This is a genomic window from Providencia sp. wls1943 (assembly GCF_009706275.1).
GTDB classification, from domain to species: Bacteria; Pseudomonadota; Gammaproteobacteria; order Enterobacterales; family Enterobacteriaceae; genus Providencia; species Providencia zhijiangensis.
On record NZ_WLTU01000004.1, the window covers coordinates 180,802 to 194,796 of the forward strand.

The 13,995-nt window shown below is 44.7% G+C and carries 10 protein-coding genes and 1 tRNA gene; 10 read left to right on the forward strand and 1 reads right to left on the reverse strand.

Annotation, left to right across the window (positions count from 1 at the left end):
- Nucleotides 1-3: 3 nt before the first annotated feature.
- From glyS to GKR48_RS01660, 9 genes are all read left to right on the forward strand, one after another.
- Nucleotides 4-2,073: a glycine--tRNA ligase subunit beta gene (gene glyS / locus GKR48_RS01620; RefSeq protein ID WP_154626463.1), complete on the forward strand. Its 2,070-nt coding sequence runs from the start codon at nt 4-6 to the stop codon at nt 2,071-2,073.
- 231 nt (nt 2,074-2,304) lie between these two features.
- A tRNA-Pro gene (locus tag GKR48_RS01625) sits at nt 2,305-2,381 on the forward strand.
- Between the two features lie 705 nt (nt 2,382-3,086).
- Entirely contained in the window at nt 3,087-4,697 is a 1,611-nt protein-coding gene (gene dppA / locus GKR48_RS01630; RefSeq protein ID WP_154626465.1) for a dipeptide ABC transporter periplasmic-binding protein DppA, read from the forward strand.
- A 176-nt stretch (nt 4,698-4,873) separates the two neighbouring features.
- Nucleotides 4,874-5,893: a dipeptide ABC transporter permease DppB gene (dppB, locus tag GKR48_RS01635; RefSeq protein ID WP_036948611.1), complete on the forward strand. Its 1,020-nt coding sequence runs from the start codon at nt 4,874-4,876 to the stop codon at nt 5,891-5,893.
- An 11-nt stretch (nt 5,894-5,904) separates the two neighbouring features.
- Nucleotides 5,905-6,807 (forward strand): dipeptide ABC transporter permease DppC, encoded by a 903-nt coding sequence (gene dppC / locus GKR48_RS01640; protein ID WP_036948615.1) that lies wholly within the window; start codon nt 5,905-5,907, stop codon nt 6,805-6,807.
- A 12-nt stretch (nt 6,808-6,819) separates the two neighbouring features.
- The gene (gene dppD / locus GKR48_RS01645) at nt 6,820-7,800 is read left to right on the forward strand and encodes a dipeptide ABC transporter ATP-binding protein (RefSeq protein ID WP_036948618.1); all 981 of its coding nucleotides are present in this window, start codon (nt 6,820-6,822) and stop codon (nt 7,798-7,800) included.
- On the forward strand, nt 7,797-8,807 hold the full coding sequence (gene dppF / locus GKR48_RS01650) for a dipeptide ABC transporter ATP-binding subunit DppF (protein ID WP_154626467.1): 1,011 nt from the start codon (nt 7,797-7,799) through the stop codon (nt 8,805-8,807). Before dppD ends, dppF begins: the two co-directional genes overlap by 4 nt.
- Before the next feature lie 195 nt (nt 8,808-9,002).
- Nucleotides 9,003-9,701 carry a HAMP domain-containing protein gene (locus tag GKR48_RS01655; protein ID WP_154626470.1) on the forward strand — a complete coding sequence of 233 codons (699 nt, stop codon included), beginning with the start codon at nt 9,003-9,005 and terminating at the stop codon, nt 9,699-9,701.
- A gap of 354 nt (nt 9,702-10,055) precedes the next feature.
- The gene (locus GKR48_RS01660; protein ID WP_154626472.1) at nt 10,056-11,591 is read left to right on the forward strand and encodes a M16 family metallopeptidase; all 1,536 of its coding nucleotides are present in this window, start codon (nt 10,056-10,058) and stop codon (nt 11,589-11,591) included.
- Between the two features lie 60 nt (nt 11,592-11,651).
- Here the strand turns inward: GKR48_RS01660 and GKR48_RS01665 are convergent, their stop codons facing one another.
- Complete coding sequence (locus tag GKR48_RS01665) at nt 11,652-12,644, reverse strand: serine hydrolase domain-containing protein (RefSeq protein ID WP_154626474.1); 993 nt, start codon at nt 12,642-12,644, stop codon at nt 11,652-11,654.
- 244 nt (nt 12,645-12,888) lie between these two features.
- On the opposite strand from GKR48_RS01665, the gene GKR48_RS01670 reads away from it, so the two are divergent.
- A complete protein-coding gene (locus GKR48_RS01670; RefSeq protein WP_154626476.1) occupies nt 12,889-13,947 on the forward strand; it encodes an NAD(P)H-dependent flavin oxidoreductase in 1,059 nt (352 codons plus the stop codon).
- Nucleotides 13,948-13,995 lie beyond the last annotated feature (48 nt).

Genomic DNA, 13,995 nt, shown 5'->3' on the forward strand with positions numbered 1-13,995 from the left:
GTCATGACTCAACAGACTTTCCTAGTGGAAATCGGTACAGAAGAGTTACCGCCGAAGGCTCTTCGTTCTCTTGCAGAATCATTCGCAGCTAACTTTACTGCGGAATTAGATGGTGCAGATATCGCTCATGGTGCAGTGAACTGGTTTGCTGCACCTCGTCGTTTAGCGCTGAAAGTGGAAAACTTATCCGCGGCTCAGCCAGATCGCGAAGTTGAAAAACGTGGCCCTGCAATTTCCCAAGCATTTGATGCTGAAGGTAAACCAACAAAAGCAGCTGAAGGTTGGGCGCGTGGCTGTGGGATCACCGTTGACCAAGCAGAACGCTTAACTACCGATAAAGGCGAATGGTTACTGTATCGCGCACAAATGAAAGGGCAGCCAGTCAGCGAATTATTGATTGATATGGTTAGCCGTTCACTGGCGAAATTACCTATTCCTAAATTAATGCGCTGGGCAGATAAAGAAACTCAGTTTGTACGTCCTGTACATACTGTGACATTACTGCTGGGTAGCGATGTTGTGAAGGGTGAAATTCTTGGTATTAAGAGCGATCGTATTATTCGCGGTCACCGTTTTATGGGTGAAGCTGAATTTACTATCGATAACGCGGAACAATACCCAGAAATTTTACGCACTCGCGGTAAAGTAATCGCAGATTACGCTGAGCGTAAAGCGACAATTATTGCCGATGCAGAAAAAGCAGCTCAGGCGTTGGGCGGTAAAGCAGACTTAACCGACAGCTTAGTTGAAGAAGTGACTTCTTTGGTTGAATGGCCAGTAGTATTAACAGCAAAATTCGAAGAGAAATTCTTAGAAGTTCCTGCTGAAGCACTGGTATACACCATGAAAGGCGACCAAAAATATTTCCCTGTTTATGATAATGCAGGCAAGTTAATGCCGAACTTTATCTTCGTGGCGAATATTGAGTCATCAGATCCTCAGCAAATTATCTCCGGTAACGAAAAAGTTGTTCGCCCGCGTTTAGCGGATGCGGAATTCTTCTTCAAAACTGACCGTAAGCAGCGCTTAGAAGATAACTTACCACGTTTAGAAACCGTTCTGTTCCAGCAACAGCTAGGTACTCTGCGTGATAAAACTGACCGCTTAGAAGCGTTAGCGGGTTGGATTGCAAGCAAGATTGGTGCGGATGTAAATCACGCAACTCGTGCAGGCTTACTGGCTAAATGTGACTTAATGACCAACATGGTCTTTGAATTCACAGACACTCAAGGTGTCATGGGAATGCACTATGCTCGCCATGACGGTGAGTCAGAAGATGTTGCTCTTGCACTGAAAGAACAATATCAACCGCGTTTTGCGGGGGATGAACTGCCATCTACCGATGTTTCTGCGGCATTAGCATTAGCAGAAAAAATGGATACCCTCGCAGGTATTTTCGGTATCGGCCAGCATCCGAAAGGGGATAAAGACCCATTCGCTCTGCGCCGTGCGGCATTAGGTGTGTTACGTATTATCGTTGAAAAAGGCTATCAGCTTGATCTTGTGGAAATGACCCAAGAGGCTGTGCGTCTGTATGGCGATAAACTAACTAACAAAAATGTCGTGGAAGATGTGGTTGAGTTCATGCTGGGGCGCTTCCGTTCTTGGTACCAAGAACTAGGCTACAGCATTGACACTATCCAAGCCGTATTAGCACGTCGCCCAACTCAGCCAGCTGACTTCGATGCGCGTGTTAAAGCAGTGACTCACTTCCGTTCTTTAGAAGAAGCACAAGCGCTGGCAGCTGCTAACAAACGTGTTTCTAACATTCTGAGTAAGTCAGAGGAGAAACTCGCTGATAGCGTGTTAGCGTCTGTACTGAAAACACCAGAAGAAGTGAAGTTAGCGACTCACGTTGTGGTACTGCAAGACAAGCTTGCGCCAATGTTTGCTGAACGTAACTACCAAGAAGCACTCGTTGAGTTAGCCTCTTTACGTGAAGTGGTTGATGAGTTCTTTGCGAACGTTATGGTGATGGATGAAGATCCTGCTGTGCGGAATAACCGTTTAACACTGTTAAGCCAGCTTCGCGAGCTATTCTTAAAAGTAGCAGATATTTCACTGCTTCAATAGGTTGATTTTTAGTCGGTTATTTTTGATTTAGAAAATAATTGCATAAATATGACCTTCCCAATGATTGGGATAAATAAGCGCTAAAATATTTTTAGCGCTTATTTTTTACCCAAAAATAGACGTAAAAATAAGAAACCATACCATTTTGATGGTTTTATCAGCATACGAACGGTTTTAGCGAAAAATAGGGTTGACGATCCCCATTCTTGGCAGTATTATTCACACCGTTTTCGGCGAGTAGCGCAGCTTGGTAGCGCAACTGGTTTGGGACCAGTGGGTCGGAGGTTCGAATCCTCTCTCGCCGACCAAATTCTAAAACCCACCTCATTGAGGTGGGTTTTTTCGTTTCTATCTCTCTCATTTTTCCAGCTCACTTTTAGTGACGACTATTGCGCTCATTTAATGCACATGACGTATTAATAAGCTTTCCATTGCTTTTAAGCTAAGCGCCTCAGAACAAAATAAGTCTACCTATCAAAACAAGTCTACCTATCAAAACAAGTCCGCTAATCAAAACCCGCTTTCATAATGTGATTGGTATTTTCCCCCGTGATCCCCTGAAAATGGTAAGAGGATATATAAATCCGCCAATAATTCTTTTTAGTATAAAAAACATGCAAAACAATCAGCTAACAAATAGTTTCATGTGAATCCTATTTAGCGTTTTATGTTGCAATTTTTTGTATTGCCCACTATTTCCGCTCAGTAATTCAGCACTTAATCACAAATATACAAATAATTAACGTCCTTATAAAAATCTATCCAGTAATGTTTCTGTGGTTATAATCGCTATAAAATAAACATTTTTGTAACATATAAGGCTATATTTACACCAAAATTATTCGAAAAATGTTATTTAAGCGAAATTGTTACAGTGAATAATGCTATTGACGAAATGTATTCCAGTTGATTAATTGCATAGTGAATAACAAAAAATACAGATACGGCATCTGTCTTATCCAAGATGGATTTCAGTATTCGATAAAACAACATACACCACAGGAGCATTACCAATGACGCTCTCGATGAAAAAGACAGGTTTATTGGCGGTAGGCTTAACATTAGCTGCTTTAGCGGTATCAGCCTCAGTACAGGCTAAAACACTGGTTTATTGTTCTGAAGGTTCACCTGAAGGTTTTAACCCGCAGTTATTCACCTCTGGAACAACTTATGATGCGAGTTCAATCCCTCTGTATAACCGTTTGGTTGAATTTAAGCTAGGTACAACTGAAATTGAGCCGGGCTTAGCAGAAAGCTGGGAAGTCAGTGACGATGGTAAAGTGTACACATTCCACCTGCGTAAAGGCGTGAAATGGCACTCCAATAAAGATTTCAAACCAAGCCGCGACTTAAATGCGGATGACGTGATCTACACGTTCATGCGCCAAAAAGATCCAAACCACCCATACCACAAAGTTTCTGGCGGCAGCTATGAATACTTTATGGGAATGGACATGGATAAAATCATCGACAAAGTTGAGAAAGTCGACGACAACACCGTCCGTATCACATTAACACGCCCAGAAGCACCATTCTTAGCGGATATGGCAATGGACTTCGCATCAATCTTATCAGCGGAATATGCTGATCAAATGTTGAAGGCAAAAACCCCAGAGAAAGTTGACCTGAACCCAATCGGAACAGGGCCTTTTGAACTGCAACAGTATCAGAAAGATTCTCGTATTCTGTACAAAGCAAACAAAGATTACTGGGGCACAGTACCGAAGATTGACCGTTTAGTCTTCTCTATCACCCCTGACGCGTCAGTGCGTTATGCTAAACTGCAAAAAAATGAGTGCCAAGTGATGCCGTATCCAAACCCGGCAGACTTAGAGCGCATGAAAGCAGATAAAGACATTACCTTGTTGGAGCAGCCAGGTCTGAACGTAGGCTACCTGTCTTACAACGTTGAGAAAAAACCACTGGATAACCAAAAAGTTCGTCAAGCGCTGTCGATGGCAGTGAACAAAGACGCCATTATCCAAGCGGTTTATCAAGGTGCGGGTCAAAAAGCGAAAAACTTAATTCCACCAACTATGTGGGGTTACAACGACGCGATTAAAGATACCGAATATAACCCAGAAAAAGCCAAAAAATTGCTGGCGGAAGCGGGCTTCCCAGAAGGTTTTGAAATTGACCTGTGGGCAATGCCAGTTCAACGTCCATATAACCCGAATGCTCGTCGAATGGCAGAAATGATCCAAGCTGACTGGGCGAAAATCGGCGTTAAATCGAAAGTGGTTAGCTACGAGTGGGGTGAATACCTGAAACGTGCTAAGAGCGGCGAGCCTCAAACGGTGATGATGGGTTGGACAGGGGACAATGGTGATCCTGATAACTTCTTCGCGACCTTATTCAGCTGCGCCGCGAAAAAACAGGGTTCTAACTACTCTAAATGGTGTAATCAAAGCTTTGAAGACGTGATCCAGCCGGCACGTATGACATCTGATCACAACAAACGTGTCGAACTGTACAAACAAGCTCAAGTGGTCATGAACGAACAAGCGCCTGCGCTGATCATCGCTCACTCCACCGTGTTTGAGCCTGTGCGTAAAGAAGTAAAAGGCTACGTGGTTGATCCGTTAGGTAAACACCACTTCGAAAACGTAGACATTGATAAGTAATTGTTTTTAATCTGTAAATGCCCTTCGTTGCCTCTTTGCAGCGGAGGGCGTTTTCTCCTCTGACGTTCAGAAGATGCAGATAAATTTAGTTATTTGTGAGCAGATGAAAACGTTGTTTTTCTGACCAGCCAAGCGGACTAAGAGCCGTCGACGGCATTATTAAAGAGACTCAGGATATGCTGCAATTTATCCTCCGACGATTCGGGCTCGTGATCCCCACCTTTATCGGTATCACGCTACTTACTTTTGCTTTCGTTCACATGATCCCAGGCGACCCTGTCATGATTATGGCGGGTGAACGCGGATTATCCCCAGAAAGACACGCTTATTTAATGGCTGAATTAGGACTCGACCAGCCACTTTGGAAACAATACCTCCATTACCTGAACGGCATAATGCATGGCGACTTAGGGATCTCCTTAAAAAGCCGAATCGGCGTTTGGGAAGAATTTTTACCTCGCTTTTTAGCCACCGTAGAACTAGCCACTTGCGCCATGATTTTTGCGGTTTCTGTTGGTATCCCTGTCGGGGTTTTAGCGGCAGTTAAACGTGGTTCAATTTTCGATCACACGGCGATCGGTGTTTCATTAACGGGCTACTCTATGCCGATCTTCTGGTGGGGGATCATGTTGATCATGCTGGTCTCTGTTCAGTGGGATCTCACTCCCGTTGCGGGAAGGGTAAGTGACACCGTTTTCCTTGATGACTCGAATCCGCTCACGGGCTTTATGCTGATTGATACCCTAATTTGGGGGGAAGCGGGAGACTTCAAAGATGCAGTGGAACACTTAATTTTGCCATCCATTGTACTCGGAACCATTCCACTGGCTGTGATTGTGCGTATGACCCGCTCGGCGATGCTGGAAGTATTAGGGGAAGACTATATTCGTACGGCGAGAGCCAAAGGTGTTAGTCGTGCTCGTGTGATTTTAATTCACGCCCTGCGTAACGCATTACTGCCGGTTGTCACGGTAATTGGTCTGCAGGTCGGTGTGATGCTCGCCGGTGCGATTTTGACGGAAACCATTTTCTCATGGCCGGGGTTAGGTCGTTGGTTAATTGAAGGATTACAACGTCGAGATTATCCAGTGGTTCAAGGTGGCGTCTTACTGGTCGCAACGTTGATTATTTTCGTTAACTTAGTGGTTGATGTGCTGTATGGCATTGTTAACCCACGTATTCGTCATAAGAAATAAGGAGCGCAAACATGTCTCAAACAACTGAGTCGAAAGCTGTCAGCGCCCCGAAGCCGATGACACCATTACAAGAATTTTGGCATTATTTTAAGCGCAACAAAGGCGCGGTCGTGGGGATGTTCTACATCATTTTAATGGTGTTAATTGCGATCCTTGCGGGGGTATTAGCGCCTCATGCTCCTGATGAGCAATTCCGTCAGGCATTGTTGACGCCACCCGTCTGGGAAGAAGGGGGGTCATGGGAGTTTATTCTTGGCACGGATGATGTTGGGCGCGATTTATTATCTCGCCTAATGTACGGAGCAAGGCTCTCGTTATTAGTGGGCTGTCTCGTGGTGGTGTTATCCCTGATTATGGGGGTAACGATTGGGGTGATCGCGGGTTATTTTGGCGGTGTAGTGGATGCGCTGATTATGCGTGTCGTCGACATTATGTTGGCTCTGCCAAGCTTGCTGTTAGCGTTAGTCTTGGTGGCTATTTTCGGTCCCTCGATTGTCAATGCCTCGATAGCGTTAACCTTTGTGGCATTACCGCACTATATTCGTTTAACACGAGCTGCGGTACTGGTAGAAGTGAATCGTGACTATGTGACTGCCTCGAGAGTGGCGGGTGCAGGGGCGTTGCGTCAAATGTTCGTCAATATTTTACCTAACTGTCTGGCACCACTGATTGTACAGGCCTCTTTAGGATTCTCGAATGCCATCTTAGATATGGCTGCACTGGGTTTTCTGGGAATGGGGGCGCAGCCACCAACTCCAGAATGGGGAACTATGTTGTCTGATGTGTTGCAGTTCGCACAAAGCGCATGGTGGGTTGTCACGTTCCCTGGATTAGCAATTTTATTAACGGTATTAGCGTTTAACCTGATGGGTGATGGTTTACGTGACGCCTTTGATCCAAAACTCAAGCAGTGATGAGGTAATCTAATGGCATTGTTAAATGTAGAAGAACTTTCCGTTCACTTTGGTGACGAAGGAACCCCGTTTCGCGCCGTTGACCGCATCAGCTACCAAGTTGAGAAAGGGCAAGTGGTGGGGATCGTCGGTGAATCAGGTTCAGGTAAATCAGTTAGCTCACTGGCTATCATGGGGTTAATTGATTACCCCGGCAAAGTGATGGCGAAATCGTTGCAATTTGATGGACGTGATTTATTGTCCATCCCTGAAAAAGAGCGTCGTCAAATTGTCGGCGCAGATGTTGCCATGATTTTCCAAGACCCGATGACTAGTTTGAACCCGTGCTTTACAGTCGGTTATCAAATTATGGAAGCGTTAAAAGTACACCAAGGGGGCAATCGAAGCACCCGTAAACAGCGGGCAATTGATCTGCTAAACATGGTGGGAATTCCTGATCCTCAATCGCGCCTTGACGTCTATCCACACCAGTTATCTGGTGGAATGAGTCAGCGAATTATGATTGCGATGGCGATTGCGTGTCGCCCAAAGTTGTTGATCGCCGATGAACCCACTACGGCGCTTGATGTGACCATTCAAGCGCAAATCATCGAATTATTGTTGGAATTACAACAACAAGAAAATATGGCGCTAGTACTGATTACCCATGACTTAGCGTTAGTGTCGGAAGCCGCGCACCATATTATCGTGATGTACGCAGGGCAAGTGGTTGAGTCTGCGAAAGCGAAGGATATTTTTAAACATCCAAGACACCCCTATACCCAAGCATTGCTGCGTGCACTGCCTGAGTTTGCTAGCAACAAATCGCGTTTAGCTTCCTTGCCGGGTGTTGTACCCGGTAAGTATGACCGCCCTGAAGGGTGCTTGCTCAACCCGCGTTGCCCGTATGCAACGGATCGTTGTCGCCAAGAAGAGCCTGCGTTACAAACCATTGGTGACCGTCAGGTGAAATGTCACATGCCACTGGATGATATGGGGAGACCAACGCTATGAGTGAGCAACAAGCCAAAGGAACGCCGCTCTTAAAAGCGGTGGACTTAAAAAAATATTATTCTGTGAAAGGCGGCGTTTTCTCGAAGGAGAAAACACTCAAAGCGCTTGATGGTGTCTCTTTTGAACTAGAAAAAGGGAAAACATTAGCCGTGGTTGGGGAGTCGGGTTGTGGGAAATCCACACTTGGGCGCCTGTTAACGATGATTGAGCAGCCATCAGACGGTGAACTGTATTATCGTGATCAAAACTTACTGATTAAAGATAAAGCGGCAGAGAAATTACGTCGTCAAAAAATCCAAATCGTCTTCCAAAATCCGTATGGTTCGTTGAACCCGCGTAAAAAAGTCGGGCAAATTTTGGAAGAGCCTTTATTGATTAACACCTCGCTATCGAAAGAGCAGCGCAAAGAAAAAGTGTTGTCGATGATGGCAAAAGTAGGTTTGAAAACAGAGCACTATAGTCGTTATCCACACATGTTTTCTGGTGGGCAGCGTCAACGTATCGCTATCGCCCGTGGATTGATGTTGGATCCGGATGTCGTGGTGGCGGATGAGCCAGTATCGGCGTTGGATGTGTCTGTACGTGCTCAGGTATTGAACCTGATGATGGATTTACAGCAAGAATTGGGACTTTCCTATGTGTTCATTTCCCACGATTTGTCGGTGGTTGAGCATATCGCGGATGAAGTGATGGTGATGTATCTGGGGCGTTGTGTGGAAAAAGGGACTAAAGAGCAGATTTTTAATAATCCTCAGCACCCATACACTCAAGCGCTGCTTTCAGCGACACCACGCTTGAACCCTGACCAGCGCCGTGAGCGGATCAAATTAACGGGAGAATTACCGAGCCCAATGAATCCGCCTCCGGGGTGTGCGTTTGCAGCACGTTGCCGACGCGCTTTTGGTCCATGCACGCAATCTCAACCAGCATTGAAAAACTACCGTGAGCAGTTAGTCGCTTGTTTTGCCGTTGATGAAGACGAAAAGCAGGTAATAGTCGCAAATTAATCACTTTAGACGGCAGAAAAGCAGACTTTCTGCCGTTTCTTCATGCTGTATTTACTCACTTTAGCGGTTAATTTGGAGCTTATCCTAAATAAGTGATCTTTCTTTTTTAAAGCTGCACTTTTATACGGAAAATCAAGTATACTGTTTGTCCGATTTTTTCTTTAAAAAGCAGCTTGATTAGGAAGGTTGTGGGAAATGAACACTCGTGTCCAACGTTCACTCACGTTTAAGAGCATGATCGTATTCTTTGTGATTACGTTGCTTTTTCTTGCACTTTTTTTGTCCATTCAATTTACTTACCTCTTAGAACAGCGCAAACAAGATTATTTAAATCAACTGAGTAATGCCGTAGTTCAAGTCCAAAAACCATTGACGGATTCGCTACTTAGTTCCGATTTAAACGAAGCCAAAAGGCTACTTGTGAGCCTGAAAACCTCGGGGATTATGGGAAAAGCTATTGTGACGGTGGATAATGCGACGGTAATGAATTTAAGCTTTGCCACGCCGAAACCGATCCCTGAATGGTCTTTACCGCTGATTGGTATTCCGGTGGAGATGACTGTCCCATTGTATGCCTATGGCACGATGGCGCCACAAGCGAAACCTCAAGGTTATTTGACGTTACAAGTGGATTCTAACCGGGTTTATCGTTTTGCACTCAACACATTTGCGTTGTTAACGACAACGTATTTGCTGCTAGCGCTGATTATCTCTATTGCAATGACGTGGTGTGTGAGCCGCATGATTGTACGCCCACTGCGTAAAATGGCGGGGGAGTTGCAAGCAAATCCACACGTCGACCATTTGGACGTTTCTCAATATCATCAAGATGATGAGATAGGGTTATTGGCGAAAGGTTATCATCGTCAAATAAAACGACAAAATTCAGATTAAGCCATGAACATGTTATAAGGTTTGTGGTCTAATATCATTACACATACCTATCATATTGTTAGTGACAAGATTCAGGCGGCTCTCGCTATTTATAGTGTTCAAAAATACAAAACATCCTCCATTGAGATGGCGGTATTCAAGATGTATTTTAGTGATCAACGTAGCGACTTAGTGTAGTGAGTGCAGTCCAATGATCTCAATAACATGCAACGATGTTTTTTTCGGGTATAGTGATAATCAAATTTTTGATGAAGCCAAACTATATCGCTTAACCGAGTCAATTAGCGTTTTTCGTTAATTTTTTTGTTGCTGTTTACGGTTAAATACAAGGATATAAAGAACATAGGGGTCTACATGCAGGGTTTGAAAGTGCGATATATCATCGGCGTGGTACTTTTATCAGTCACTGGTTTTGCTAGTGCTGAACCTTTACAACCCGATCCAGCATGGCAGCAAGGAAAGCTCGAGAATGGCTTTAATTGGCAGTTATTACAAACACCACAGCGTCCAAATGATCGAATCCAACTTCGGTTAGCCATTAAAACAGGTTCGTTATCTGAAAAAGCCAGTGAAAAAGGGTACAGTTATCTGATCCCTCGAATGGCGCTATTCCATCAATCTGAAGCTTTCCCTGCAGCTACATTACAAAATTTTTGGCGTCAGGCAACCGACCCTGATATGCCGTTACCTCCAGCCGTGGTTTCTTACGACTACACAATTTATAGTTTAAGCCTGCCTAACAACCGCCCTGATTTGGTGAAACAAGCATTAAGTTGGTTGGCAACGTCTGTCGCTGGGGCGCAGTATACTGAGAATTCATTGCAGAGTGGCTTAACCGCTCCTAATATTCCAGTGGCTACCTTGCCTGTAAATGCCAATGACCCTGTTTGGCGTGCTCGTCTCAATGGGTCGGCGATGCTAGGTTATGATCCAGGGCAGAAGCCAAACGGTAAAGTCGATTTAGCCAGTGTGAATTCGTTCTATCAAAAATGGTACACACCTGATGTTATGACGTTATACGTCGCGGGGCATGTGGATTCTCGCATGTTATCTGACAGTATTACTCAAGCATTTTCATCATTAGAAGGCAAGCGCTCTGAGCCTGTTTCGGTTGCCGTTTTATCGTCAGTTAAGCCTCAGGCAATTGATATTCTTCAAGATAAATCAACGCAAGATACGCTTTCTTTAATTTGGGATATCGATTGGTTACCAATTAAAGATTCCAACGTCTTGCTGCGTTATTGGGGAAGCGACCTCGCTCGTGAAGCCATTTACCGCTCATTGCAGAAAACCTTTAAACAAAAGTTTGCTGAAGATGGTGTGACTCCAGGCTTAGATTGTCGTGTTCAGTATCAAAAAGCGAGCTGTACGTTAGCCATTTCTGCACCACCAGAAAAAATGGCCGCAGTGGCGGATGTGGCGTTGAATGAGCTGGCGGCAATCAATCAAAATGGTATTGACCCAGAGCTGTTCAATGACATGATGAAAGAGAAGCAGGTTCAATTATCACAACTGTTTGCGGCATATGCGCGTACCAGTACAGATGTGTTAATTAGCCAGCGTTTGATTTCACAACAAAATGGTGTTGTGGATATCGCTCCTGAGCAGTATCAATTACTCAGACAAGCGTTCTTAGGGACTCAAAATCTTGAACAAGTGAACATGGAAGCGCGTCGTTTACTGTCTCAAGAAGCAGCGATTGTCTTAGCGCAACCGAAAGAAAAACAGACCATGGATGCGGAGCAAATTCGTCAGAAATTCACGCAAGTGTTATGGCCTAAATTGCCTGCGGTTGTGGAGGCAGCACCGGAGGAATCTCCAGCCGTAGCAGAGCCTCAAGAAGGTGGACCTGCACCAGCGTTACCGATTCCAGCACCGCTGACTCGTTAGTGGTCAACTGAATAAGAATAACCCTCACTAGTGAGGGTTATTCTTTGTGTTGATAGCTCTTTATTTAGACGTCAACAATGCTTCAATTGCGTTTATCAGTACGTTCCGTGAATCTCGATTATCCACAAAACCCGCAGCACTGGTTTGAGTTGCCGGTGAGTAGTACGCAACGGAACCCCAAAAGCCTAAATGGGAATAGAGTGTCATGCCGTTAACCTCGTTGACCATGATCCCTTGTCGATAACCTTGCGCCCCTTCATGGGAACCTGCACTTAACATGGTGTCTAAGGTTTCTGATTTGGTAAAAATCTTACCGCTAAATAGCGCTTCAAAGAACTGCGCCATTTGTTTCGAGGACATCACTAAGCCACCACCGCCATACACATCCATTGAAGGATCCATGTCGGAGCAATCGAGTTTTCCGAGGTACTGTTTTGCACGAGGTTCCGTTGTGGCAGGGGACTCAAACGTTTCCCAGTAAGCGCTCTGCAAGCCAATTTCATTAAATTTCAAAAGTTCTCGGACGGCTTCTCCCAATGCTTGCCCCGTCATTCGCTCAATAATATTTCCAAGCAGAATATAGCCCGTATCGGAATAGATAAAAGCTTCGGAAGGACGGAAAAAGGAGTGGTCTTGCTGAACATATAGCTCAATTTGCTCTGAACGTGTCCATTGATAATCAGGGCGCTTTAAGACGTCTTTGAGGTATTCTTCGTTGGCATGATCCAATAGTCCGCTACTGTGGTTGAGTAGGTAGCGGATGGTAATCGCCTCAGTGTCATATTTTGGTGAGAGTAATTGATTGTATTTTGGTGAAATATAATGAGAAATACCGTCATCCACAAATAGTTTTCCCATTTCAGCCAAGCGTAAAATCGCCGCGGTGGTAAAGGGTTTGGTGTTACTCGCAATGCGCAAAGGCGTATCGACAGTTAATGGTTTCCCCGCAAGATCGCTACCTCGCGCGCAGAATGTTCCAATGCAGTTTTGTGGCTGATTATGGTAATAAACGACGACACCACAAGATAGATTTTCCAATTGCGAGATTAGCATTGTCGGCTTCCTTAGGCGCGGGCTCACTGTATCTTTGGCAGTTTATCGCTATAACATACACGCTTAGAATGAGTTTAGTTTGCTAATTTTATGATAGTAATGAGAAATGCGGCTGTTATCACATTCCGAAAAACAGTTAGGTTCATTGGATTAATATTGGGATAGAATGATAAAGATACATATTATATGCAATTTATTAACATGCTATTCATCTATCGTGTAAGCATAAAAAGGTAAGGAAAGTATGAGCCATTCCAATGTATTACTGTATCGCCTCGACCTACGTTATCCTATTATTCAAGCACCTATGGCGGTTGTTTCAACACCTGCATTGGTAGCCGCTGTTTGTGAGGCGGGTGGATTGGGCTCCTTAGCACTGGGTGCGAGCTCGGTAGATCAAGCAAGGTCAATGATTGCTGCCACTCAAGCACTGACGGACAAACCGTTTAATGTGAATGTGTTTTGCCATACGACACCACAACGCAATAACCAGAATGAACAGGCTTGGTTGGCACATTTGCAGCCTAAATTTCAGCAATTTAACCATCAAGCTCCGGAGCAATTGGATGAAATTTATCTCTCATTTTTAGATAACCCAGCCATGTTGGCGCTTTTCTTAGAAATGAAACCCGCAGTTGTGAGTTTCCACTTCAATGTGCCGTCTCGTGAAGTTGTTAATGCCTTGAAAGAAAAAGGTATTTTTACGATGGCGACGGCGACAAACTTACATGAAGCTCAGTTAATTGAACAAGCGGGTATTGATGCGATTGTGGCGCAAGGAATAGAAGCGGGTGGACACCGTGGTATGTTTGATATGCAATCCAAAGATGAAGAACTGACGACCAATCAGTTGGTTGCTCTACTTGCTAAACACAGCCAATTACCGATTATTGCAACAGGGGGGATCATGGACGGTGCGGATATCAAGCAAGCCCTTGCTCATGGTGCCTCTGCCGCACAATTAGGAACCGCCTTTCTGTTATGCCCAGAATCTGCGGCAAATGAAGGATATCGTCGTAAGCTGAAAAGCCAAACGATGGACAATACTTATTTAACTGCCGCTATCTCAGGGCGGCCTGCTCGAGGTATTTTCAATCAATTTATGCAGGCAGGGCAGGAATATGATGTGAATAAATTGCCAGATTACCCGATTGCTTACGATGTGGGTAAGCAGCTGAATGCCGCGGCTACTCACTCAGGCAGTGATGAATTTGCAGCCCATTGGGCGGGACAAAATGTGGCAAAAGTCCGTGAAATGAGCGCAAAAGATTTGATGGCGACGCTCATTAAAGAGATGCAATAAGCAAAGAAATGGAATAAATGAGTGAGGGGAATGATAAATCCGTCATTC

Bases quoted from the DNA above. Each gene is read 5' to 3' on its own strand.
- GKR48_RS01665 (WP_154626474.1), bottom strand. From the start codon at position 12,644: ATGCTAATCTCGCAATTGGAAAATCTATCTTGTGGTGTCGTCGTTTAT.
- dppC (WP_036948615.1), top strand. From the start codon at position 5,905: ATGTCTCAAACAACTGAGTCGAAAGCTGTCAGCGCCCCGAAGCCGATG.
- dppD (WP_036948618.1), top strand. From the start codon at position 6,820: ATGGCATTGTTAAATGTAGAAGAACTTTCCGTTCACTTTGGTGACGAA.
- GKR48_RS01660 (WP_154626472.1), top strand. From the start codon at position 10,056: ATGCAGGGTTTGAAAGTGCGATATATCATCGGCGTGGTACTTTTATCA.
- dppF (WP_154626467.1), top strand. From the start codon at position 7,797: ATGAGTGAGCAACAAGCCAAAGGAACGCCGCTCTTAAAAGCGGTGGAC.
- dppA (WP_154626465.1), top strand. From the start codon at position 3,087: ATGACGCTCTCGATGAAAAAGACAGGTTTATTGGCGGTAGGCTTAACA.
- GKR48_RS01670 (WP_154626476.1), top strand. From the start codon at position 12,889: ATGAGCCATTCCAATGTATTACTGTATCGCCTCGACCTACGTTATCCT.
- dppB (WP_036948611.1), top strand. From the start codon at position 4,874: ATGCTGCAATTTATCCTCCGACGATTCGGGCTCGTGATCCCCACCTTT.
- GKR48_RS01655 (WP_154626470.1), top strand. From the start codon at position 9,003: ATGAACACTCGTGTCCAACGTTCACTCACGTTTAAGAGCATGATCGTA.
- glyS (WP_154626463.1), top strand. From the start codon at position 4: ATGACTCAACAGACTTTCCTAGTGGAAATCGGTACAGAAGAGTTACCG.